Source organism: Variovorax sp. J31P179 (assembly GCF_030316985.1).
GTDB lineage: Bacteria > Pseudomonadota > Gammaproteobacteria > Burkholderiales > Burkholderiaceae_C > Variovorax > Variovorax ginsengisoli_B.
The window spans coordinates 341,281-365,073 of sequence record NZ_JASZYL010000006.1 but is presented as its reverse complement, the minus strand read 5'-3'; the positions used below and the strand labels follow the sequence as shown (position 1 = coordinate 365,073).

Sequence of the window (23,793 nt, the reverse complement as noted above, 5' to 3'; positions counted from 1 at the left end):
AGATGGTGGCATAACTGAGACGCTTGTCACGCGAATTGTTGATACGTTTGGATACGATCGTTGCATTTGATGAACAGGGACCTTAAGCTGCGATGAATACGAAAACCTGGATGTGCCTGATTTGTGGGTGGATCTATGACGAGGCGGTCGGCGTGCCAGAGGATGGTATTGCGGCCGGCACGGCATGGGCGGATGTTCCGATGAACTGGACCTGCCCGGAATGCGGGGCACGCAAGGAAGATTTCGAGATGGTTGAGATCTGAAGCATGGCATAGGGCCGCGCTTCCTGCGATCCTGAGAGGGGGCGCAGCGGTCTGCAAGGTGTCATACAGGAGCGGTGCGAATGAGCGCGAATGGATCCGGCTACAAGGTGCTCGTCATCGACGACAGCAACACCATTCGGCGAAGCGCCGAGATCTTCCTGAAGCAGGGCGGCCATGAAGTGCTGCTCGCCGAGGACGGCTTCGACGCCCTGTCGAAGGTCAACGACCACAAGCCCCACCTGATTTTCTGCGACATCCTGATGCCGCGCCTCGACGGCTATCAGACCTGCGCCATCATCAAGCGCAACGCGACCTTCTCCAACGTCCCGGTCGTCATGCTGTCCTCCAAGGACGGCGTCTTCGACAAGGCGCGCGGCCGCATGGTCGGCTCGCAGGACTACCTCACCAAACCATTCACCAAGGACCAGCTGCTCCATGCCGTGCAGCAGTTCGGCCTCGTTCAGGAAACCTCGTAATGGCGATTCGCAAAGTGCTCGTGGTCGACGACTCGAAGACGGAACTGTTGTTCCTCACCGACCTGCTCCAGAAGAACGGCTTTTCGGTCAAGACGGCCGAGAACGCGGACGACGCGATGCGCCGGCTCGAGGAAGAACAGCCCGACCTGATCCTGATGGACGTCGTGATGCCGGGCCAGAACGGCTTCCAGCTCACCCGTGCCATCGCCCGCAATCCGCAGTACGCTGCGGTGCCGATCATTCTCTGCACCAGCAAGAACCAGGAAACGGACCGCGTCTGGGGCATGCGCCAGGGCGCCCGCGACTACATCGTCAAGCCGGTGAATGCCACCGAGCTGATGGCCAAGATCAGCGCCCTGGCCTGATCGATCGAAACCCTCGTCCATCCAACCCGCCCATGGCCAACCGCGACGCTCTCCGTGCTTTCCAGTCCCGGCTCGCCAGCCGCCTGCAGGCCGCGCGCACCTCGGACGCTTCCGCCTCGTGGCTGGCCGTCGAGGCCGGCGAAGCGAAGTACCTGTTCCCGCTCGGGCATGCGGGCGAGATCTTTCCCTGGGTGGCGCCGCAGTCCGTGCCCTACACCGAGCCCTGGTTTCTCGGCGTGGCCAACCTGCGCGGCGGCCTGTTCGGCGTCGTGCAGCTGTCGACCTTCGCCACCGGCGGCGCCGCGCCGCCGGTGCTGAACGAGGCGACCCGCGCGCAGTCCCGGCTGGTGGCGCTCAACGAGCTGCTCGAAGTCAACTGCGCCCTGCTGATCGACCGCCTGGTCGGGCTGCGCGGCGTCGATGCCTTCGTGGCTTCCGAAGCGCCACAGGCAGAGTCCCCACCCTGGCTCGGACATTCGTACACAGACGCCGCCGGAGGCCGCTGGCAGGAGATCAACCTGCAGGCGCTGTCCCAGCAACCCCAGTTCCTGAGCATTGGCGCCTGAGCGGCCAGCCGTGCACGTTTACAACCTGAAGGACCGACCGTGAGCTCGATCGCCGACAAGTTCAAGAAATTCATGCCGCAGGGCGGCAACCCGGTGGCGGTGGGCGGCGACAGCGCCGCCACCCTGTCGCTGGACAGCATCGAAACCGTGCAGACGGCCGAGGACAGGGTCGAGCACGTGCGACGCGACGCGGCGCCCGAGCCCGAGCCGATGCAGCTGGAGGACACGGTGGTGCAAAGCGAAGAGGCGGCGGCGCCGGTCGAGAGCACCGGTGCCGAGCGACCGCCAGCCGCGCGCTCCAGGCGCTCGCAGCGCGCCAGCCCGGCGCGCCAGCAGCGGATCCTGGCGCTGGCCCTGGCCGGCGTGGTGCTGCTGCTGCTGCTGGTGGCCGGCTCCGCCATCCTGCGCGCCGAACGGCTGGCCCAGCAGGTGGCCGCCACCGGCCAGTCGCTGATGCAGTCGCAGCGGCTCGCCAAGTCGGTGTCGCAGGCGCTGGTCGGCAACGTCGGCGCCTTCACCGAAGTGCGCGACAGTGCCGACGACCTGACGCGTCGCGTGCAGGGCCTGACGAACGGCGACGACGCGCTCAAGCTGGAGCGCGTGGGCAGCCAGTACGACACCGAGCTCGGCAAGATCAACCCGCTGGTCGAGCGCGCCGACAAGAGCGCCAAGGCCGTGCTGGCGCAGCAGAAGATCCTGACGCAGGTCGGCACCGCGCTGCGCGACATCAACCGCCAGTCGTCGGATCTGCTCGAGATGGCCGAGACCGTGGCGTCGCTCAAGATGCAGCAGAACGCGACCATCCCCGAGATCTCGGCCGCCGGCCAGCTCGTGATGCTGACCCAGCGCATCGGCAAGTCGGCCAACGAGTTCCTGACGGTCGAAGGCGTGAGCCCCGACGCCGTGTTCCTGCTCGGCAAGGACCTGAACAGCTTCCAGGAAATCACCCGCGGCCTGCTCGACGGCAGCCCGCAGCAGCGCCTGCCGGGCACCCGCGACGCGCAGACCCGCCAGCAGCTCGAAGCGATCCTGAAGACCTACGAAACGACCCGCACGCAGGCCGGCGCCATCCTGGGCAACCTGCAGGGCCTGGTCGCCGCGCGCGAAGCGCAGGCCGCGATCCTGACCGACAGCGAACCGCTGCGCACCTCGCTCGGCGACCTGCAGGACAAGCTCTCGGCCCGCACCGGCCTGGGCGCCGGCACGGTCGTGATGCTGTTCGTGCTGTCGCTGGCCGCCCTGGCACTGGCCGGCGCGATCGGTTTCGTGCAGGTGCGCGAAGGCCGCGAACGTGCCGCCGCGGCGGAACGCGACCGGGTCGAAGCCGAGCGCGTGAGCGAGGACGCCAGCCGCGTCAACGCCGCCAACCAGGCCGCCATTCTTCGCCTGATGAACGAACTGCAGACGGTGGCCGAAGGCGACCTGACGCAGGAAGCCACCGTGACCGAGGACATCACCGGCGCGATCGCCGACTCGGTGAACTACACGGTGGAAGAACTGCGCCTGCTGGTGGGCAACGTGCAGAACACGGCGACCCGCGTGGCGCAGACCACCTCGCAGGTGGAAAGCACCTCGACCGAGCTGCTGGCGGCCTCGACCGAACAGCTGCGCGAGATCCGCGAAACCGGCCAGTCGGTGCTGACCATGGCCGAGCGCATCAACGGCGTGTCCTCGCAGGCACAGGAATCGGCCACGGTGGCGCGGCAATCGCTGCAAGCCGCTTCGTCGGGCCTGCAGGCGGTGCAGAACGCGATCGGCGGCATGAACTCGATCCGCGACCAGATCCAGGAAACCTCCAAGCGGATCAAGCGCCTCGGCGAATCGTCCCAGGAGATCGGCGAAATCACCGAGCTGATCTCGGACATTACCGAACAGACCAACGTGCTGGCGCTCAACGCCGCCATCCAGGCCGCGTCGGCCGGTGAAGCCGGTCGCGGCTTCTCGGTGGTGGCGGAAGAAGTGCAGCGGCTGGCCGAACGCTCCGCCGACGCCACGCGCCAGATCTCGGCGCTGGTGAAGGCGATTCAGACCGACACCCAGGACGCGGTCGGCGCCATGGAGCGCTCGACCCAGGGCGTGGTCGAAGGCGCGAAGCTGTCCGACAACGCCGGCACCGCGCTGTCCGAGATCGACCGCGTGTCGCGCCGCCTGGCCGACCTGATCGAGCAGATTTCGCAGTCGGCCTCCCGCGAAGCCGATTCGGCCAACGTGGTGGCGGCCAACATCCAGCACATCTTCGCCGTGACGGAACAGACCGGCGAAGGCACGCGGACCACCGCGCAGCAGGTGCGCGAGCTCTCGCACATGGCTGAAGAGTTGCGCCAGTCCGTGTCTCGTTTCAAGATTGCCTGAACGCCGAGCGCCCAACGTGTCGATCCAAAGCCCCGCCACCGCCCACACAGCCGGCAACGCGCCGGCCACCGAGGATCTTGGGCCGCTGGCCTGGGTATTGGGAGAAATCCAGAAGACGCTCGACGGGGTAGGCAAGACGCTGCGCCGCTTCGCCCGCGAGGCGGCCACGGCGTTGCCGGGTTCCGAGCTCGACACCGCGCCGCTGCGCCAGGCGCGCCTGCAACTGCACCAGGCGGTCGGCGCGCTCCAGATGGTGGGCCACACGGCGCCGGCCCTGGTGCTGGGGGCGATGGAGTTCGCGGTCCAGAGCTTTGCCAGCGAGCCTTTGCGCTGCAACGAGGCCGCGGTCCAGAAGATCGACCGCGCCGGCTTCGCGGTCGCCGATTTCCTCAACGCGATGATCGCCGGCAAGGTGGTCTCGTCGGTGGCGCTGTTCCCGCAGTACCGCGAGGTGCTCGAACTGGTCGGCAACGAGCGAGTCCACCCGGCCGACCTCTGGAGCATGACCTGGCGCTGGGTCGAGATCAAGCCGGCGCCCACGCAAACCGCGCTGGTCTATGACCCGGCGGTGCGCTCCAAGCTCGACCGCGAAGTGCTCAAGGTCGTGAAGAGCGGCGACGATCACGCAGCCCGCCGGCTGCAGGCGCTGTGCCTCGGTCTCGGGCGCGGCGCCTCGGTGCCGCGGGTCGCGAGCTTCTGGACCCTGGCGGCCGGTTTCTTCGAGGCCCTGGCGCTGGCGCTGATCCCGGCCGATGCCCACGTGAAGCGGGCCGCCTCGCGCGTGCTGCTGCAGTACGCCACGCTGGCGCGCGGCGACAACACGGTCTCCGACCGGCTGGGCCAGGACCTGCTGTTCTTCTGCGCCCAGGCCGTGCCCGGTCCGCGCGACGAAGCCGCCACCTTGCGCGCGGTGCGCATCGCCTGGGGCGTGGCCAACGAGCAGACCGTCGACTACACGATCGAACAGTTCGGCCGCTTCGACCCGCTGGTGCTGGCGCAGGCGCGCAAGCGCATCGAGTCGGCCAAGGAAATGTGGTCGGCGCTCTCGGGCGGCGACGTGAGCCGCACGCGGCAGGTGGCCGACACCTTCGTGCAGCTCGGTGAATCGCTGCAGAAGCTGCATCCGCCGAGCGCGCCGATGGTGCAGGCGCTCAACAATGCGGTCGAGGCTTCGCTGCGTTCGGGCCAGCCGCCGGCGACCGAGCTGGCGATGGAAGTCGCGACCTCGGTGCTCTACCTCGAGGCCGCCTTCGAAGACCTGGATCCGCACGATCGCCAGCTCACGGCGCGCACCGTCCAGCTCGCGGGCCGCATCGAGCGGGCGCGCGACGGCGGCCGTTCGGAGCCGCTCGAGCCCTGGATGGAGGAGCTCTACCGCCGCGTCAGCGACCGCCAGACCATGGGCACCGTGGTCGGGGAACTGCGCAGCCACCTGAGCGAGCTCGAGAAGTCGCTCGACCAGTTCTTCCGCCGGCCGACCGAAAAAGGCCTGCTGCGCACCGTGCCGAACCAGCTGCTGCAGATGCGCGGCGTGTTTTCGGTGCTCGGCCTCGACCAGGCCGCGCAGACCGTGCAGCGCATGCGCGAGAACGTCGACCAGCTGCTGGCCGAGGAGTCGCCCGCCGACGAGATCCGCGCTTTCGATTCGCTCGGCAACAACCTGGGCGCGCTGGGCTTCCTGATCGACATGCTGAGCTACCAGCCGGCACTGGCCAAGCGCCTGTTCGTGTTCGATGCCGAACTCGGCGAGCTCAAGCCCCTGATGGGCCGGCAAGCCGCCGAAGCCGGCGCGCCGGAGGCCGCGGCCGCGGCGCCGGCGCCGTCCTTCGCTTCGGCCTCCGGGCCGGTCGCAGTGACCGACACCGTGCTGAGCGTCGAGGAAGTGGACGCGCAGATCGCGGCCAAGCTGGCGGCGCTCGCCGCCCCGGGCGGGCGCAGCAAGCCGGCGCCGTCGCCGATCGAGGAGTTCAGCCGCGCGACCGCCAGCTGGACTGCGAAGATCACCGGACCGGCGCCGCTTGACGGGCTGATGCCCGACACCGAAGTCACGGAGCTCGAGGAAGACGACCTCCAGAACATCTTCCTCGACGAGGCGCGCGAAGTGCTGCACAACGGCCTGGCCGCGGTGTCCGCGCTGACGTCGCGCCCGGACGACGATGGCGAGCTGACCGTGCTGCGCCGGGCCTTCCACACCCTCAAGGGCAGCTCCCGAATGGTCGGGCTGATGGACTTCGGCGAGGCCGCCTGGTCGTTCGAGCAGGTGCTGAACACCTGGCTGGCCGACCAGCGCCCGGCGACGCCGGAACTGATCGCCGGCACGCGCAGCGCGCTGACCGATTTCGCCAAGTGGGTCGAGGCCATCGCCGCCAACCAGCCGCACGGCTGGCAATCGGCGCCGTTCCGCAGCATGGCCGAGGCCCTGCGCTCCGGCGAGCCGCTGGCGCCGACGCCGCGCGTGGCCGATGCCGACGCGCTGGTGGCCGCCGCGCGCCACATCGCGGCCGATTCGCTGGCCGAGGCCGCGCCGCCCGCTGTCGAGCCAGAGGCACCGCTGCCGGCACTCGAGCTTCCGGAGCTTCCCGATCTCGAACTCGGGCCGATCGAGCTCGACCTGCCCGTGGACGAGCAGCCGGTCGCGGAGGCGCCCGCCGAGCCTGCGGACGCCGAAGTGCCCACCGTCTGGTCGGGCCTGCAGGAGGCCTCTCAGGAGGAGGATGCGCCGCGGGTCCCGGACGATTTCGCCTCGACCGACTTTCTGGATTTCGACGGTACGCCTGCGCCCGAGGCGCCGCCCGACCTGGGCACGCTGGAGGACGTCGATTTCCTGGAGACCGTCCATACGTCGCTCGAGCCCGTGGCACGCCAGGTTCCGGCCGAGCCCGAAGCAGAACCGGCGCTGTCCTTCGAATTGAGGCTGGAGCCCGAAGCGCCGGCCGAGCCGCCGCAGGCCGTCGAAACGGCGCCGGAGCCGATACCGGAACCGATGCCGGAGCCGGAGCCGGAGCCGGAACCCGAGCCGGTGCTCGAGGTCGAGCCCGTGATCGAACCGCTGTCACTGGCACCGGTGGTGCAAGCCGCCGAGACGGAGGTCGAGCCCGAACCTGAACCGGAACCGGAGCCCGAGCCCGAGCCCGAGCCCGAGCCCGAGCCCGAGCCCGTCGTCCAATCCGTGGCGGCCGAGGTCGAAGCTCCCGTGGCCGCGCCGCCGATCGAGATCGAACCCGAGCGCCCGGCCCTTCCGAGCGCCGAGGAACAGGTCAAGGTCATCGGGCCGCTGCGCATCGGCATCGCGCTCTACAACGTCTATCTCAACGAAGCCGACGAATGGTCGCGGCAACTGGCCACCGAAGTCGGCGAATGGGCGCTCGAGTCGCACCAGCGGGTCGCTGACTCGACGATCGGCCTCGCGCATTCGCTGGCCGGCAGTTCGGCGACGGTCGGCTTCCAGAGCCTGTCGGGCATGGCGCGCCTGCTCGAGGCGGCCTTGCAGCATCTGCAGATGCAGGGCCGCGGCACCCCCCAGCAGGGCGCGGTGCTGGTCGGTGCGGCCGAAGAGCTGCGCCGCCTGCTGCATCAGTTCGCCGCCGGCGTCCTCAAGGATCCGGTCGAAGGCACGCTGCGCGCGCTGCGCGAGGTGGCGGCCTCGGTGCTGCCGGCCGAACCGCTCGCCACCCGTCCGGTCTATCCGCACCTGGTGCGCGACGCCATGGCCGACGTGGCGCTCGACGATTCCGAGGACGCCATCGACGTGGCCGACGCGGTCGACGTCGACCTGTTCCCGATCTTCGAGGAAGAAGCTGCCGAACTGCTGCCGCAGCTCGGCGCCGCCTTGCGCGACTGGGCGCAGCGCCCCGAGGATACGGCGCCGCGTTCGTCGACGCTGCGCACCCTTCACACGCTCAAGGGCAGTGCCCGGCTGGCGGGCGCGATGCGGCTGGGCGAGCGTGCGCACCGCATGGAATCCGAGATCGAAATGCTCGGCTCCGTGGGCGTCGAGCGGGACTCGATCGAGAAACTGCTGGTGCGCTTCGACGCCTTGCAGGCCACCTTCGACGGGCTGCGCGCCGCCGACGATGCGATCCAGACCGAACTGGTGCAGCGCGCGGTGGCCGCGCCGGCCTCGCCCCAGCCGGTCGAGCCGCCGCCGCTCGCGGCCGTGGCCGAAGCGCCGGCCGCCGTGGCCGCACCCGCGGCCGACCGCGCCGCGGTGGCGCTGCCGTCGCCGTCGGCCCTGACGCCGCTGCGCGCCGTGTCGAGCCAGGCGGTGCGCATCCGCACCCACCTGCTCGACCGTCTGGTGGCGCAGGCCGGCGAAGTCATCATCACCCGCTCGCGGCTCGAAGCCGAGATCGGCCAGCTGCGCAGTTCGCTCAGCGACCTGACCGGCAACCTCGACCGCTTGCGCCAGCAGTTGCGCGACATCGAGGTCCAGGCCGAAAGCCAGATGCAGTCGAGACTGGCGCAAGCCAAGGATTCGCAGCAGGGCTTCGATCCGCTCGAGTTCGACCGCTTCACCCGCGTGCAGGAACTGACCCGGATGATGGCCGAGTCGGTCAACGACGTGGCGACCGTTCAGCGCACGCTGCAGAAGACCGTTCAGGCGACCGAAGACGACCTCAGCGCCCAGGCGCGCCAGACGCGCGAACTGCAGCGCGGCCTGCTGCGCACGCGCATGGTGGAGTTCGAAGGCATCTCCGAGCGGCTCTACCGCGTGGTGCGCCAGGCGTCCAAGGACACCGGCAAGCAGGTGCGCCTGGACATCACCGGCGGCTCGATCGAGATGGACCGCGGCGTGCTCGACCGCATGACGCCAGCTTTCGAGCATCTGCTGCGCAACTGCGTGGCGCATGGCATCGAGGACGCCGCCACGCGCGAGCGGGCCGGCAAGGAGGCCAGCGGCCTGATCGTGATCGAGCTGCACCACGAAGGCAACGACGTCTCGGTGAGCTTCCGCGACGACGGCGCCGGCCTGAACCATGCGCGCATCGTCGAACGCGCACAGGCGCTCGGCCTGGTGGCCCAAGGCCAGCCGCTCAGCCCCGCCGAAGCGGCCGAACTGATCTTCCAGCCGGGCTTCTCGACCGCGGAACAGGTGTCCGAGCTGGCGGGCCGCGGGATCGGCATGGACGTCGTGCGGGCCGAAGTCGCCGCCCTCGGCGGCCGCATCGAGACCCACAGCCAACCGGGCCAGGGCACCGTCTTCAAGCTGGTGCTGCCGCTGACCACTGCCGTGACGCACGTGGTCATGCTGCGCGCCGGCGGCACCTCGATCGGCGTGCCTTCCAACTTGGTCGAACTGGTGCTGCGCGCCAGCGCCTCGGACCTCGAATCCGCCTACCTCGAGCAGCGCTACCCCTTCGGCGGCGAGCAGGTGCCGTTCTACTGGGCCGGTGCGCTGCTGCAGTCGTCGGCGCGCAGCGAGCGTGCGCCGGGCAAGGCCAACACGATCGTGGTCGTGCGCAGCGCGGCGCAGCGTGTCGCGCTGCACGTGGACGAAGTGCTGGGCAACCAGGAAGTGGTGGTCAAGAACCTCGGGCCTCAGCTGTCGCGGCTGCCCGGCATGGCGGCGATCTCGGTCCTGGCCTCGGGCGCGGTCGCGCTGATCTACAACCCGGTGGCACTGGCCGCGGTGCATGGCGAGCAGGCGCGCGAATTCCAGTCCGCCGCCCGCCGCCAGCCGGCGCTGCGCGGTGCCGAGCCGGTGGCCGTGCAGGCGGCGGTGGTGCCGCAGGTGCCGCTGGTGCTGGTGGTGGACGACTCGATCACGGTGCGCCGCGTCACCCAGCGCCTGCTGCAGCGCGAAGGCTACCGCGTGGCGCTGGCGGCCGACGGCCTGCAGGCGCTCGAGCGGCTGCAGCAGGAGCGCCCGGCGGTCGTGCTGTCCGACATCGAGATGCCGCGCATGGACGGCTTCGACCTGGCGCGCAACATCCGCGCCGACCAGTCGCTGGCCGACCTGCCGATCATCATGATCACCTCGCGCATCGCCGAGAAGCACCACGACCATGCACGGGCGCTGGGGGTCAACCACTACCTGGGCAAGCCGTACTCGGAAGACGAACTGCTGCGGCTGGTGCGGAGCTATACGGGGGTCGAGCTGCCGGCGGTGCTGGCGGCCTGATCTTGTCGGCCGAGGAGGGCGTCAGCGCTTGTCGCGCGGCGCCTGCGCCTTCACCACCGCATAGCGCTGCAGCGTCCTCTCCCGTGCCTCGGCATGGTCGACCACCGGCTTCGGGTAGTTCCGCCCGAGCTCGACGCCGGCCGCCAGCAGCTCCACCGGGCTGGCGGTCCAGGGCGCGTGGATCGCCGCATTCGACAGCTTCGCCAGCTGCGGCAGGTAGCGCCGGATGAACTTGCCTTCCGGGTCGAAGCGCTCGCTCTGCGTGGTCGGGTTGAAGATCCGGAAGTAGGGCTGCGCGTCGCAGCCGCTGGAGCTCGCCCACTGCCAGCCGCCGTTGTTCGAGGCCAGCTCGAAGTCGTTGAGATGCAGGGCGAAGTAACGCTCGCCGCGGCGCCAGTCCAGCCCCAGGTCCTTGCAGAGAAAGCTCGCCACCACCATCCGCAGGCGGTTGTGCATGTAGCCGGTCTGGTTGATCTGCGCCATGGCGGCGTCGACCAGCGGGTATCCGGTCTTGCCCTGGCACCAGGCGTCGAACAGCTGGTCGGCATGCTTGCCGTGGTGCCACTGGATCCGGTCGTATTCGGGCTTGAAGCTGCGTGACTCGCCGCCTTCGGCCACCTGCGGGTGGTGGGCCAGGATCTGGAAATAGAAATCGCGCCAGATCAGTTCGCTGAGCCAGGTCGCCGCGCCGGCGTCCCCTTGCAGCGACAGCTGATGCGCCACGCCAGCCAGCTGGCGGATCGACACGGTGCCGAAGCGCAGGTGGACCCCCAGGTAGCTCGGGCCGCGCACCGACGGATAGTCGCGGGCGGCGTCGTAGCGGTCGATGCGCTGGAAGAAGTCGTCGAACAGGGCGGCGCCGCCCTGGCTGCCGGTCGGGATGTCGAGCTCGGACAGATTGCTCTTCTCGAAGCCGATCTCGGCCAGCGCCGGCACCGGCGCCCGTAGCGGGTCGGGTGGCGGCGCCAGCGCATCGGCGTGGCGGCGCACCGGGTATGGCTTCAGGTAGAAGGCGTCGACCTTGGCCAGCCAGGCGCGCTTGTACGGCGTGAACACGCTGTAGGGTTGGCCGGTCTGGGTCAGCACCTCGTCGCGCTCGAAGATGGTCTGGTCCTTGTAGCTGTGGAAGGCCACGCCGGCATTGGCCAGCGCCCCGAGCACCCGGGCGTCGCGGGCCAGGGCCGCGGGCTCGTCGTCGCGGTTCGCGAACACCGCCTGGACGTCGAGTTGGCGCGCAAGCAAGGCGATTTCATCTTCGGCGACGGCATGCCGCACCACCAGCCCGCCGCCGAGGGCGCGCAGCTCGGCGTCGAGCTCCACCAGCGACTCCCGGATGAATTCCACCCGCCGGTCGACGCGCGGCAAAGGGTCGAGAATGGCGCGGTCGAACACGAACACGCACACCACCTGGCGGCAGGCCCGCAGCGCCTGGTAGAGGGCCGCGTTGTCGTCCACCCGCAGGTCGCGGCGAAACCACATGAGGCCCTTGGGATAGATCTTGTCGACGGCCAGTAAAATGGGCGGCATGGCCCTTGATTCTGCACCGATGAACCTCACGCATCATTTTCTGATCGCGATGCCGGGTCTGGAAGACAAGGCCTTCAATCGCAGCGTGGTCTACCTGTGCGAGCACAGCGAACGCGGCGCGCTCGGGCTGGTGATCAACAAGCCCAGCGAAATCAACCTGGGCGTGCTGTTCGAGAAGATCGAGCTCCACCTGTCGCGCCCCGAGCTCGGCAACGCGCCGGTGTTCCAGGGCGGGCCGGTGCAGACCGAGCGCGGTTTCGTGCTGCACGAGCCGGTCTTCTCCGATGCCGACAAACCCAACGAATCGGTCTACGCCTCGACCATGACGATCCCCGGCGGTCTCGAGATGACCACCTCCAAGGACGTGCTGGAGGCCCTGGCCACCGGCGCCGGCCCGCGCAAGGTGCTGGTCTCGCTCGGCTACGCGGCCTGGGGCGAGGGCCAGCTCGAATCCGAACTGGCCGAGAACAGCTGGCTCACGGTCGGCGCCGACCCGGCCGTGATCTTCGACACCCCGGTCGAGCAGCGCTACGACAAGGCGCTGTCGCTGCTGGGCCTGGAGGCCTGGACCTTGTCGCCCGATGCGGGGCATGCATGAGCGATCCGGCGATGCCCGACCGCAACCTGCCTTCCCCGCCCGTTCCCGCCCATTTTCAAAGTTTCCTGGCCTTCGACTACGGTCAGAAGCGCACCGGCGTCGCCAGCGGCAACCGGCTGCTGCGCAGCGCCACGCCGCAGGCCACCATCAAGGCCGAGGGCGACGCCCGCTTCGCCCAGGTCGAGGCCCGGATCCGCGAGTGGCAGCCCGACGCGCTGGTGGTCGGCGTGCCCTTTCACCCCGACGGCGCGCCGCACGACAACACCCGGGCCGCGCAGCGCTTCGCCCGCCAACTGCACGGCCGCTTCCGCCTGCCGGTGTACGAGGTCGACGAGCGCTACAGCACCACCGAGGCGCTGGCCGGCGGCGCCCGCGACGCCGACGCCGCCTCGGCCTGCATCATCCTTGAACAGTTCCTGAGGAGTCTCCCGTGAACGCAATCCCCGACGCCGAAGCGCTCTATATCGAGCTGCTGCGCGGCGTGAAATCCCTGCTGCGACCCGACACCCGCCTGGTCGGCATCACCTCGGGCGGCGCCTGGCTGGTCGAGCGGCTGCAAAAGGACCTGGGCCTGGCCGGCGCGCCCGGCATCATCTCCTCGGCCATGCACCGCGACGATTTCGCCCGCCGCGGCCTGGCGGCCAGCGCCCAGACCACGCTGCCCTTCGACGTCAACGGTGCCGACGTGCTGCTGCTCGACGACGTGCTCTACACCGGCCGCACCATCCGCGCCGTGCTCAACGAGCTGTTCGATTTCGGCCGTCCGGCCTGCGTGCGGCTGGCGGTGATGATCGACCGCGGCGGCCGCCAGCTGCCGGTGGCGGCCGACTTCGCGGCGCAGAAGCTCGAACTGCCCGCCACCCAGCTGCTGGCCCTGGCCCGCAGCGACTCCGGCGCCTTCAGCTTCAAGGTAGAGGAAAACACCTGATGCTCTACAAGCGAAACCCCCAGCTCAACAAGAACGGCGAACTGATCCACCTGCTGTCGATCGAGGGCCTGCCGAAGGACATCGTCACCCACATCCTCGACACCGCGGCCAACTTCACGAGCGTCAGCGACCGCGAGGTCAAGAAGGTGCCGCTGCTGCGCGGCAAGAGCGTTTTCAACCTGTTCTTCGAGAACTCGACCCGCACCCGCACCACCTTCGAGATCGCGGCCAAGCGGCTGTCGGCCGACGTCATCAACCTCGACATCGCGCGCTCGTCGGCCACCAAGGGCGAGTCGCTGCTCGACACCATCGCCAACCTGAGCGCGATGGCGGCCGACCTGTTCGTGGTGCGCCACAGCGAGTCGGGCGCGCCCTACCTGATCGCGCAGCACGTGGCGCCCCACGTGCACGTGGTGAACGCGGGCGACGGCCGGCATGCGCACCCGACGCAGGGCCTGCTCGACATGTACACGATCCGGCACTACAAGAAGGACTTTTCGAACCTCACGGTGGCGATCGTCGGCGACGTGCTGCATTCGCGCGTGGCGCGTTCCGACATCCACGGGCTCACCACGCTGGGCTGCGCCGAAGTGCGCGTGGTCGGCCCCAAGACGCTGGTGCCGAGCGACATGGCGCAGATGGGCGTGCGCGTGTGCCACACGCTCGAAGAGGGCATCAAGGACTGCGACGTGATCATCATGCTGCGCCTGCAGAACGAGCGCATGAGCGGCGCACTGCTGCCGTCGTCGCAGGAGTTCTTCAAGACCTTCGGCCTCACGCCCGAGAAGCTGCAGCTCGCCAAGCCGGATGCGATCGTGATGCATCCGGGGCCGATCAACCGCGGCGTCGAGATCGACTCGGCGGTGGTCGACGGCCGGCAGAGCGTGATCCTGCCGCAGGTCACTTTCGGTATCGCGGTCCGCATGGCCGTCATGAGCATCGTCGCAGGTAACGAAGCATGAGCAACATCCTGATCATCAACGGCCGGGTGCTGGACCCGGCCTCCGGCCTCGACCGCCAGGCCGACATCGCGATTACCGACGGCCGGGTGCAGTCCATCGGCGAGGTCTCGCCCGAGTTCCGGGCCGAGCGCACGCTCGATGCGCAAGGCTGCCTCGTCGTGCCCGGGCTGGTCGACCTCGCCGCAAGGCTGCGCGAGCCCGGCTACGAGCACGAGGGCATGCTCGAGAGCGAGATGGGCGCGGCCGTGGCCGGCGGCGTCACCAGCCTGGTCTGCCCGCCCGACACCGACCCGGTGCTCGACGAGCCCGGCCTGGTCGAGATGCTCAAGTTCCGGGCCGAGAAGATGCAGCGTGCGCGCCTGTTCCCGCTCGGCGCGCTGACGCGCGGGCTGGCCGGCGAGGTGCTGACCGAGATGGCCGAGCTGACCGAGGCCGGCTGCATCGGCTTCGGCCAGGCCGAGGTGCCGCTCGGAAACACGCAGGTGCTGCAGCGCGCGCTGCTGTACGCCAGCACCTTCGGCTACACCGTCTGGCTGCGCCCGCAAGAGCGCGACCTCGGCCGCGGCGTCGCCGCCAGCGGGCCGCTGGCGACCCGGCTCGGCCTGGCGGGCGTGCCGGTGGCGGCCGAGACCATCGCGATCTTCACCATCGTCGAGCTGATGCGAAGCACCGGCGCGCGGGTCCACCTGTGCCGGCTGTCGAGCGCGGCCGGGGTGGCGCAGGTGCGAGCAGCCAAGGCCGAGGGCCTGCCGCTCACTTGCGACGTCAGCATCAATTCGCTGCACCTGGCCGACACCGACATCGGCTTCTTCGACAGCCGCGCCCGCCTCAACCCGCCGCTGCGCCAGCAACGCGACCGCGATGCGCTGTCGGCCGGGCTGGCCGACGGCACCATCGACGCGCTGGTGTCCGACCACACGCCGGTCGAGGCCGATGCCAAGACGCTGCCGTTCGCCGAGAGCGAGGCCGGGGCCACCGGCCTCGAGCTGCTGCTGCCGCTGGCGCTCAAGTGGGGCGAGCAGAGCGGCGCCGGATTGCAGCGCGCGATCGAGGTCGTCACGGCGGCACCGGCGCGGCTGCTGGCTGCTCCGGGCGTCGGCAGCCTGGCTGCAGGCGGTGCCGCCGACCTCTGCGTGGTCGACCCGGCACACGAGTGGCAGGTCACCCCCGAAGCGCTGAAGAGCCAGGGCAAGCACACGCCCTTCGGCGACTACGCCATGCGCGGACGGGCCCGCTTCACGCTCGTCGGCGGCCGGGTGGTGCACGGCTGATGCAGTCGCTCTCCGCCAGCTGGAGGCTGCTGCGTGCGATCGCGCACATGCTTTCAGGGTGGTGGACGATCCGCTTCCGATTCGAGCGGCTGTCGCCGGCCGAGCGTGCGCAGTGCGTCGAGCAATGGGCCGAGCGCCTGCTCAACATCATGGGCGTCCGGCTCACGGTGCACGGCACGCCGCCCGCGCACGGGCCGGTGCTGGTGGTGTGCAACCACCTGTCGTGGCTCGACATCGTGGCGATCCACGCCGCGCGCCACGTTCGCTTCGTCTCCAAGGCCAGCGTCCGGCATTGGCCGGTGATCGGCACCCTTTCGACCGGCGCCGGCACGCTCTACATCGAGCGCGAGCGCCGGCGCGACGCGGTGCGGGTGGTGCACCACATGACCGAGGCGCTGCGCGCGGGCGACATCATTGCGGTCTTCCCCGAGGGCACGACCAGCGACGGCCACGGCCTGCTGCCCTTCCATGCCAACCTGCTGCAGGCGGCGATCTCGTCGGGGGCGCCGGTGCAGCCGGTGGCCCTGCGCTTCGCCGATGCGGCCAGCGGCCAGAACAGCGATGCGCCGCGCTATGTGGACGACGACAACCTGCTCGCTTCGCTGTGGAACACGCTGAAGGCGCCGCCGCTGCTGGCGATCGTGCATTTCGGCGAGCCCCAGCCATCGATGGGGCGCGATCGCCGGGGGTGGGCGAAGTCCCTGCATGCCGACGTCCAGTCGCTGCGCCGCGAACTCAGATAGCCCTGGGCGAACGGCCCAAAAAAAGGCAGCACCCCGAGGGGTGCTGCGCAACGGCGCCGAGGGCGCCGGGAGGAGGAATCGTCGTTCAGAGAACCCCGAAAACCTTCAATCCGATGATCACGACAAGCGGCACGCCGCAGAGCCAGAGGACGATGCTTTTCATGAGGGGTCTCCAGTTGGTGTCAGTGCTTGCACCTTAGGACGGCGCCTGCGGATCGGGTGCCGGAAAAAGCAATGGGAGCGCGTGGGCGCTTGCCTACAGGGCCGACGGGGCCGGCAACAGGTCCAGATAGTGGTCGAGCATCTGGAAGTGGTCGTCCAGGAACTGGTCTTCCAGCGCGGCCAATCCGCCGATCGGCGTCCAGTGCGCGGCGGCGGCGTCGTCGTCGGCCCGCAGCCCCGGCAGCTCGCGATCTCCCAGGTCGAAGAAGTGACCATGGGTGATGGTGCGGCCGCGTGCGCTGCGGTCCGGGCGGTCGAACACGTCGGTGGCCCTCAGGCAGGCGCGCAGGGTCGCCGGGGGCAGCGCCAGATGGGTCTCTTCCTCGAGCTCCCGCAGGGCCGCTTGCCGCGTGGTCTCGCGCTGTTCGAGGAAGCCGCCCGGCACCGCGAGCAGGCCCTTGCCGGGCGCCTGCCCGCGGCGGATCAGGAGCACGTGGCCGGCGCACCGGACGACGCAGTCGACCGTCACGAGGACCGGAGGGTAGGGCGCCGAGGCCCAGGACGCCTCGTACGCTCTCAACAGCGCCGCTTCCTGGGCCAGGGCCTCGAAATGCGGCCCGTGGGTCCACGCACGCAGGAAGTCGATGGTGCCCGGAGGCAGTTCGCCTGCGAGCGTGGACAAGGCCTCGTCCGGCGAGGCGAACAAAGCGTCGCGCATGCGGCTGGCGCGGCGCACCGGCACTTCGTCCGCGCGCAGCAGCGTCCACGCCGGGAACGCGTCGAGGTAGTCGCGGGTGGCATCGCGGGCGTGGCCGACCAGCGTCAGTCCGGGCGACGGGGCCGCTTCGATGCGCCCCAGCGCATCCGCGACCGCATGGTGCACGTCCGCCAGCCAGCGGGTGTCGTCGAAACGATCGCGCACCGGCACGCAGAGCAGCCGCGGGCGCTGCGCTTCGGGGAGCGCGAGGCGGATCATCTCGGCGCGTTCCTGCCAGGTGAAGGGAAGCTTGGGCGAGCGGGCCTGGAACGCCGAGCCGATCACCACGACCACGCGCGGCGCGGCTTCGAGTGCCCGCTCGACCAGCGACAGATGGCCGTCGTGGAAGGGCTGGAAGCGGCCAATGACGACCGCGGCGTCCGCGTCCGATGGATTGCGAGTGTGCACAGATGGCCTTGAAATCGGGAACGGCGCAGCCCGGCCGGCGGCGCGTCAACAGAACATGAATGCCAGGATGGCGGCATCGTCCGCCAGGTTCAGCAGCGCATAGCCGGCGAACCTGTAGGCCAGCACGGTCGCTTGGTTGATCAGGTCCTGCATGCTGGAACGGTGGCTGAGAAGCGGTGACTTGGCTGGTGCCCTCGACAGGAATCGAACCTGTATCTGAGTCTTAGGAGGACCCCGTTCTATCCATTGAACTACGAGGACGAGCGCGCCCGAACTTTAACAGTTCGGCTAGTCGAACTGCACCGTGAAGATCAGGTCGACGGCGCTTTGCTGCCCCGCCTGTGCCCGCAAGGTCAGCCGCCGGGTCAGGTCGTAGAAGATGAACAGCGTGCCCAGCGTGCCGCCCAGGCCGCGCTCGTAGGTGACGTAGAAGTCCCGCGCGATGCGCTTGCCGACGGTGACTGTCGAGTCGCGGACGTCGCCGCCGCTGCCCGGACCCTTGAAGCCGATCTCGTCGAGCCCGAAGCGGCTTGCCAGCCCACCGCCGCCACTGCCGCCAAGGCCTCCCAGCAGCGCCAGCGCGGCCTGCTGCAGCAGCACCGATTCGCCGCCGCTGGTGGCCGACGCCCGGCCCAGCACCAGCCAGCTGAGGGTTTCCTGGTCCGACAACTGCGGCTCCGAATACAGCCGCACGCGCGGCGACAGCGCGGTGCCGGTGATGGCGACGCCGGCGCGCTGCGAGATGTTGGGACGGATCGCCAGGATGTCGAGCTGCGGGTTGTCGAACGGGCCGTTGAAGCGCGCGATCCCGGTCTCGATGTTGAGCGCCTGCCCGTAGGCGCGGTACTGGCCGGCGACGGTCCGGACCTCGCCGGTGATGCGCGGCGGTGCGTTCAGGGCGGTGCTGCGGATGTCCAGCTTGCCGGCCAGCCGGGTCGTGATGCCGCGGCCCTGGACCGCGAAGTCGGCGCCGAGGTCGAAGCTCACCGCGATGTCCGGTGGCTTGGCGGTCTCCGCCCGGGCGACTTCGCTCTGGTTTTCGGCGGCCCGGCGCTTCGCCTCCTCGGCGGCTTCGCGATCGATCGCCGCCGAGCGGACCACGACGTCGCTGCCCAGGCTGGGCGCGGTCTCGTCGGGCAGGATGATGACCGCGCGGTCGGTCTTGATGTCGCCCCGCACCGTGAACTGGCCGCTTTCGAGCCGGGCCTGCAGGTTGCCCGACAGCGTGAGCTGTCGATCGGCGCGCACCAGCACCCGCAGCGCCCGCAGATCGGCCTGGATCGACATCCGGATGCCGCTGCCGGCGCCGGCCACCGGTGCCGCGCCCCAGCCCAGTTCGCCGCGCGCCGACAGGGTGCCGCCGTCGCGCGCCGCCTCGCTGGCCGCGGTGCTGAGGTTGCCGCTCTGGCCCGGGATGCGCGTCTGCGCGCCGGCCCCGCCCTTGAGCGTGAATTCGGTGATCTCGACCCGATTGCCCGCCAAGGTGGCGCGCAGCCGGCCGTCGCGCAGGTCCAGCCCTTCGACCAGCGCCCGCAGTGCCAGCTTGTCGGCGGCCAAGGTGCCGTTCCAGCGCGGCTCACTGCGGTTGCCGGCCAGCGTGGCATCGGCGTCGAGCGTGCCGGCCATCCGCCAGCCCGGCGGCGCCAGCATCGACCAGACGCCCAGGTTCGGCATCCGCGCCGTGACGCGGCCGGCCAGCGGGGCGTCGTCGGCCCAGTGCCAGCCGCCCTGGCGCTGCTGCACCCGGGTGCTGGCCTCGACCCGGATCTCGCCCGCCCGCTCGCTGTCCCAGGCCAGGTTGGCGCGCACCGTGTCGCCTTCGGCGTCGAGGACGAACTCGGCGCGCTTCAGTCCGGCCGGCGTGCTGGCGCCGGGGCCTGCGGCATCCATGGTGCGTTCGCTGGCGGTGCCCGTGCCATGGCTGCGGACGCGCGTGACCAGCGCGGCCTCCCCGGCCTGCACCCGCAGGTCGCCGCTTTCGCGCGTCAGGCGGGCCTTGGCGCGCAGCGTGTCGCCGGCGTCGATGTCCCAGTCGCCGTTGAACAGCAGGTCGCCGCTGAAGCCGACCTGGGCCAGCGTCTCGCCGTTGCCGAGCAGCTCGGCCCAGGCCATCGGCAGGCCCTGCAGCCGGCCCTTGGACTGCAGCCGGAAGGCCCGCCTCGCCTCGGTGCCGGTGCGGCTGAAGCGCAGCGGCTGCCAGTCGATCCTGACCGTGCCCGGCGCCGGGCCCTTGAGGGTCGCGGCCGCGGCGGAGGCTTCGAGGTCGAGCCGCGGGTTGGCACCGGAGGCCGTGCGCACCTTCAGGCTGACGGGGCTGCCGAGTTCCAGCACCCAGGGGGCGACATCCGGCCGCGCGCTGTCGAGCGCCTGCACGCGCAGGCTGGCGAGCGCCGCGCTCCACTGGTCCCGGCGCTCGATGCCGGCACTGGCCCGGGTGTCGAGCGTGATCTTGCGGCTGCCCGTCACGGCTTCGCCCTTCAGGGCCAGCGTGGCCTGGGCGAGGCTGCCGGCCAGTTCGGCACGCACGCCGTTGAGCACGATCGGGCTCGGCGCCGCCGCCTCGGAGGGCGGCAGCTTCACCTCGAGCTTGGGAATGGCCAGCGTGGCCTGCAGCGTGGGTTCGACGGTGCCGCGAGGCGCCGGTTCGTTGACGGCCTGCAGCCGGCGCTGGACCGCTTGCCAGCCGCCCTTCCAGCTGGCGTCCAGCCGGGCGCTGCCCTGCAGCGCAGTGCCGCCGAAGAGGGGGCCGAGTTCGGGCAGGCCTTCGATCCAGCCCTGCAGCGCCGCCGCGTCGTCGATCCGGGCCTGCACATCGCCGCCGCCCGTGTTCGGCGCGATCCGGCCGTCGACCAGCGCCGCGGCGCCGGGAACGGCCAGGTTCAGCCGGCCGCTCGCCGCTTGATCGTCGACCCGCAGCTGCAGCCGGCCTTCGATGCTGGCGCCCCGGGCCTCGACGCGCAGGCTGCGCAGGTCGAGCACCTGGTCCTGCCACTGGCCCTTGGCGAGCGCCCGTTCGAGCCGCAGGCCCTGCAGCTCGCCCGTCCCGCCGGCGCCGCCCTCGGCCTGCAGCGCGACGTCGAACTGCAGGGCATCGCCGGTCTGGCCGGCCTGGAGGCGGCCGTTGACCGGCGCACCATCGAGCCGGGTATGGAGTGCGCCGGGACTGACGCCGCGCACGGTGGCGTCGACTTGCCAGGGCGCCGGCGCGGGGCCCCAGCTGCCCTCGGCGTCGATGCGGCCGCCGCCGGCGCGCACGCTGAGCTGCGGCAGCGTCCAGGTGCTGCCGTCGAAACGGGCCCGGGCGTCCAGCTGCTCGACCGGCAGCTTGGCCTCGTCCCAGGGGCCCGGCAGCGCATTGCGGACCTGGGCGCTGGCCTGCCAAAGTGACTCGCCGGGCGCGGCCGTCGCGTCGGGACCGGCCTCGATCTCGCCGCTCAGCAGGGTGGCGGGCGCTTCGGGCCAGAGGGTGGCCAGGTCGATGTTCTGCAGCGCGGCCTTGGCGTCGATCACGGGCTGCGGCTGCCAGGGTGCCAGGGTGGCCTGCAGCTGCGCCTGCATGGGCTGGTCGGCGCTGGCGTCGACCGGATGGAGATCGGCCGTCACCGCGAGGCGTGCATCGGGGCCGGCGAGCTGGCCCTGGATGGTCGCCTCGGCCCGCACGTCGAGGCTGCGGTCCTGCGCCAGCAGCGCGCGCACCCGGCCGTTCAGCGTGGCGTCGAGCGCCATCGGCGCCGGCCCCTGCAGGCGCAGCTGGGCGCCGTAGTGGCCGTCGGCGATGTCGACCGCGGTGATCTCGAGCTGGTGGTGGTCGTCACGATAGCGGTAGCTGCCTGCCAGCCCGGTCGCCTGCAGCGCCGGCGGCCCGGCCCAGCGCAGGTCGTCGATGGTGAAGGGCAGCTCGATCTCCACCGGCAGCACCAGCTGCTCGAGCGGCTCGACCGGCTTGCTTTCGGCCGGCGCGCGGCGCTCGATCAGCAGCTGCGCAGCGTGGACTTCGCCGAGCTGCACCCGGCGCCGCAGCAGGGGTGCCAGCTGCCAGCCGATGCGGGCATCCCGGACCTCGACCGCCAGGCTCTCGCTCTCCCAGCGCAGCCAGCCGATGCGGCCACCGGCGCGCAGCGACCCGCTCACGTCGCGGCTCTCCAGGGTCTGACCGGCCGGGAGGTAGCGCGCCGTGCGCGCCAGCGCGAAGGCCAGCGACTGGTCGGACCCCAGCCACCACCAGGCGCCCGCGCCCAGCAGCAGCACCAGCGCCACCAGGCCGGTCAGGCCCCACGCGAATGCGCGCAGCGCACGGCGCCCGCGCGAGCGCGGCGGCGGCGTGGCGGCAGGGGGGGCGGTGGCGTCGTCGGCGCTCATCTAGAAAGTGAATCCGAGTCGGAGGTGAAAGCGGAACGCATGGACGGCGATGCCGTAGGCCAGGTCCATCTGGACCGGGCCGATCGGGCTGGCCCAGCGCGCGCCGACGCCGACCCCGACCTTGGCGCTCATGTCGGCCGGCCGGTCGGCCACCGCGCCGACATCGATGAAGACCGTGCTGTCCCAGGCGGTCAGCTGGCCTTGGTAGACGAAGGGGCGCTGCCATTCGATGCTCGCCACGCCGAGGTAGCGCCCGGCGATGACCTGGCCGTCGGGCTTGACCGCGCCGATCGAGCGGTAGCCGTAGCCGCGCACCGTGGTGTCGCCGCCGGTGAGGAAGTTCAGGGTCGACGGGATCTGGGCCCGGTCTGCGGCACTCACCACGCCGGCCTCGGCGCGCAGCTGGATGCGGGCGTTGCGCCGCTGCGTGTCGTCGTCGTTGCTCACGGTGCCGGCCGGGACGAAGCCGATCCAGCGCACGTAGGTCCGGGTGAAGGGCAGCTGCTCGCCCGACAGCGTGTAGCCGCCGGCCAGTTCGAGCGCGACCCCCTGGCCGCGGGTCGGCGCCGCCGCGTTGTCGAAGTAGCGGCCGGTCCAGCCCCAGTTGAGGGACAGGGCCGAGGCCGATGGCGGCGGGTTGAAGCCTCGATTCACCGCATAGTCGTACTGCAGGAAGATGCTGCGGTCGATGTGGTCGCCGCCCTGGCTGCGGCCGCCGCGCAGGCGACCGCTGTCGACAGTGAAGCTGCCCGAGACTTCGCTCTTCAACTGGCCCGATGCAAAGGAGCGCCAGCCGCTGTCGTCGGGGATCGCGGTCCATTCGGTGCCCAGCGATTGCAGGTCGCGGTCGATGGTGAGCTTGGACACCGCGCGCCAGCCGAGCAGCGGCATGTCGTTGTGCGAATGGTCGATCGACAGCCGGGCGCCGCTGTCGGTGGTGAAGCCGACGCCGAGCACCACGCGCTGCAGCGGCGCCTCGGTCAGCTGGGCGACCACCGGGGCGGCCTGCGGATCGGTCGTGGTGTCCAGCGTCAGGAACACCGAGTTGAAGTAGCCGCTGCTGGCCAGCCGCTGCTGGGCATCGAGCAGCAGCTGCTGGTCGTATTCGGCGCCGGTCGGCACCCGCGCCAGCCGGCGCACGCTGTCGACCGGATAGCGCTGGCTGCCGTTCACGACCAGCGGCCCGAAGCGGTACGCCGGGCCGGATTCATAGGTCGCGCCGAGCCTGGCTTCGCTGCGGTCGGCGTCGATCTCGGCCTTGCTGGCGAGGATGCTGCCGGTCGGATAGCGCCGGGCCGTGAGGGTGCGCAGCGCCCCGGTCTTGGCGGCGTCCCAGGCCTGCTGGTTGAAAGGCTGGCCGGCGCGCAGCGCCCAGCCGGTGCGGATGGCGTCGCGCTGCGCCTCGGCGGCGGGGTTCTCGGCGATCGGCCCGCTGAAGTCGATCTGCACGCTGCTCACACGCGTCAGCGGGCCGGGCTCGACCGTGATCCTGACCTCCCGCGGCGCCTTGCCGCCGGGCGTCTCGCGCAGCTCCAGCGTCAGGGTGGGCGTGAAGTAGCCCAGGGTGTTGAGCAGTTCGCGCGCATTGGCCTCGGCCGCCACCATCAGCCGCGAGATCTCGACCGCCCCGAGGTCGTCGAGCTCGCGAAAGCGCTGGATCTCGAGGTGGCGTTCGAGGAACTCGCGCACCGCGGCCGGCTCGGCCTGGACATCGACCGTGAATGCCGTGCCGGCAGTGCCGCCCGCGCTCGCCACGGCCCCCGGGGTCGCGTCCGATTCTGCTGCGTCCTTCTGGGGCAACAGGCTGCAACCCGACAGTAGAAGAGCGGCTGCAAATAAAAACGCCGGCCACCACGCCGGCGCATGAAGACGGACCACCCTAAGCATGCGGGGATTTTGACAGCATGCGCAGAGGCCCCCCGGAGGCCGGGTGCA

General features: G+C 70.5%; 16 protein-coding genes and 1 tRNA gene. 12 read left to right on the top strand and 5 right to left on the bottom strand.

Going from position 1 to position 23,793, the window contains the following annotated elements:
* The first annotated feature begins 92 nt into the window (after nucleotides 1–92).
* The 6 genes from QTI17_RS18155 to QTI17_RS18130 all read left to right on the top strand — a co-directional run bounded on the left by QTI17_RS18155 (nucleotide 93) and on the right by QTI17_RS18130 (nucleotide 10,143).
* Nucleotides 93–263 (top strand): rubredoxin, encoded by a 171-nt coding sequence (locus QTI17_RS18155; protein WP_007838397.1) that lies wholly within the window; start codon nucleotides 93–95, stop codon nucleotides 261–263.
* Nucleotides 264–343: 80 nt separating this feature from the next.
* A complete protein-coding gene (locus QTI17_RS18150; protein WP_286534811.1) occupies nucleotides 344–739 on the top strand; it encodes a response regulator in 396 nt (131 codons plus the stop codon).
* A complete protein-coding gene (locus QTI17_RS18145; RefSeq protein WP_286525490.1) occupies nucleotides 739–1,104 on the top strand; it encodes a response regulator in 366 nt (121 codons plus the stop codon). The genes QTI17_RS18150 and QTI17_RS18145 overlap by 1 nt, the downstream gene beginning before the upstream one ends.
* Before the next feature lie 32 nt (nucleotides 1,105–1,136).
* Entirely contained in the window at nucleotides 1,137–1,670 is a 534-nt protein-coding gene (locus QTI17_RS18140) for a chemotaxis protein CheW (protein WP_286534810.1), read from the top strand.
* Nucleotides 1,671–1,880: 210 nt separating this feature from the next.
* Entirely contained in the window at nucleotides 1,881–4,022 is a 2,142-nt protein-coding gene (locus QTI17_RS18135; RefSeq protein WP_478140400.1) for a methyl-accepting chemotaxis protein, read from the top strand.
* Between the two features lie 16 nt (nucleotides 4,023–4,038).
* Nucleotides 4,039–10,143, top strand: coding sequence for a hybrid sensor histidine kinase/response regulator (locus QTI17_RS18130; protein WP_286534808.1), 6,105 nt, complete (start codon nucleotides 4,039–4,041; stop codon nucleotides 10,141–10,143).
* A gap of 21 nt (nucleotides 10,144–10,164) precedes the next feature.
* Here QTI17_RS18130 and QTI17_RS18125 read toward each other — a convergent pair whose 3' ends face one another.
* Nucleotides 10,165–11,670, bottom strand: coding sequence for a cryptochrome/photolyase family protein (locus QTI17_RS18125; RefSeq protein WP_286534807.1), 1,506 nt, complete (start codon nucleotides 11,668–11,670; stop codon nucleotides 10,165–10,167).
* On the opposite strand from QTI17_RS18125, the gene QTI17_RS18120 reads away from it, so the two are divergent.
* Genes QTI17_RS18120 through QTI17_RS18095 form a run of 6 tightly spaced genes read left to right on the top strand, consistent with a single transcriptional unit; the run spans nucleotide 11,669 to nucleotide 16,172 of the window.
* Entirely contained in the window at nucleotides 11,669–12,268 is a 600-nt protein-coding gene (locus QTI17_RS18120) for a YqgE/AlgH family protein (RefSeq protein WP_286525485.1), read from the top strand. The two genes, QTI17_RS18125 and QTI17_RS18120, sit on opposite strands and share 2 nt — an antisense overlap.
* Entirely contained in the window at nucleotides 12,265–12,702 is a 438-nt protein-coding gene (gene ruvX, locus QTI17_RS18115; protein WP_286534806.1) for a Holliday junction resolvase RuvX, read from the top strand. Before QTI17_RS18120 ends, ruvX begins: the two co-directional genes overlap by 4 nt.
* Nucleotides 12,699–13,196, top strand: a complete 498-nt coding sequence (gene pyrR / locus QTI17_RS18110; RefSeq protein ID WP_286534805.1) for a bifunctional pyr operon transcriptional regulator/uracil phosphoribosyltransferase PyrR — start codon at nucleotides 12,699–12,701, stop codon at nucleotides 13,194–13,196. The genes ruvX and pyrR overlap by 4 nt, the downstream gene beginning before the upstream one ends.
* Nucleotides 13,196–14,158, top strand: a complete 963-nt coding sequence (locus tag QTI17_RS18105; protein WP_286370034.1) for an aspartate carbamoyltransferase catalytic subunit — start codon at nucleotides 13,196–13,198, stop codon at nucleotides 14,156–14,158. Before pyrR ends, QTI17_RS18105 begins: the two co-directional genes overlap by 1 nt.
* Complete coding sequence (locus QTI17_RS18100) at nucleotides 14,155–15,429, top strand: dihydroorotase (protein WP_286534804.1); 1,275 nt, start codon at nucleotides 14,155–14,157, stop codon at nucleotides 15,427–15,429. The genes QTI17_RS18105 and QTI17_RS18100 overlap by 4 nt, the downstream gene beginning before the upstream one ends.
* Nucleotides 15,426–16,172, top strand: a complete 747-nt coding sequence (locus QTI17_RS18095) for a lysophospholipid acyltransferase family protein (RefSeq protein ID WP_286534919.1) — start codon at nucleotides 15,426–15,428, stop codon at nucleotides 16,170–16,172. Before QTI17_RS18100 ends, QTI17_RS18095 begins: the two co-directional genes overlap by 4 nt.
* 256 nt (nucleotides 16,173–16,428) lie before the next feature.
* Here QTI17_RS18095 and QTI17_RS18090 read toward each other — a convergent pair whose 3' ends face one another.
* From QTI17_RS18090 to QTI17_RS18075, 4 genes are all read right to left on the bottom strand, one after another.
* Nucleotides 16,429–17,499, bottom strand: a complete 1,071-nt coding sequence (locus QTI17_RS18090) for an NUDIX domain-containing protein (RefSeq protein WP_286534803.1) — start codon at nucleotides 17,497–17,499, stop codon at nucleotides 16,429–16,431.
* A gap of 186 nt (nucleotides 17,500–17,685) precedes the next feature.
* Nucleotides 17,686–17,760, bottom strand: a tRNA-Arg gene (locus QTI17_RS18085).
* Nucleotides 17,761–17,787: 27 nt separating this feature from the next.
* Complete coding sequence (locus QTI17_RS18080) at nucleotides 17,788–21,858, bottom strand: translocation/assembly module TamB domain-containing protein (protein WP_286534802.1); 4,071 nt, start codon at nucleotides 21,856–21,858, stop codon at nucleotides 17,788–17,790.
* On the bottom strand, nucleotides 21,859–23,745 hold the full coding sequence (locus QTI17_RS18075) for an autotransporter assembly complex protein TamA (protein ID WP_286534801.1): 1,887 nt from the start codon (nucleotides 23,743–23,745) through the stop codon (nucleotides 21,859–21,861).
* Nucleotides 23,746–23,793 lie beyond the last annotated feature (48 nt).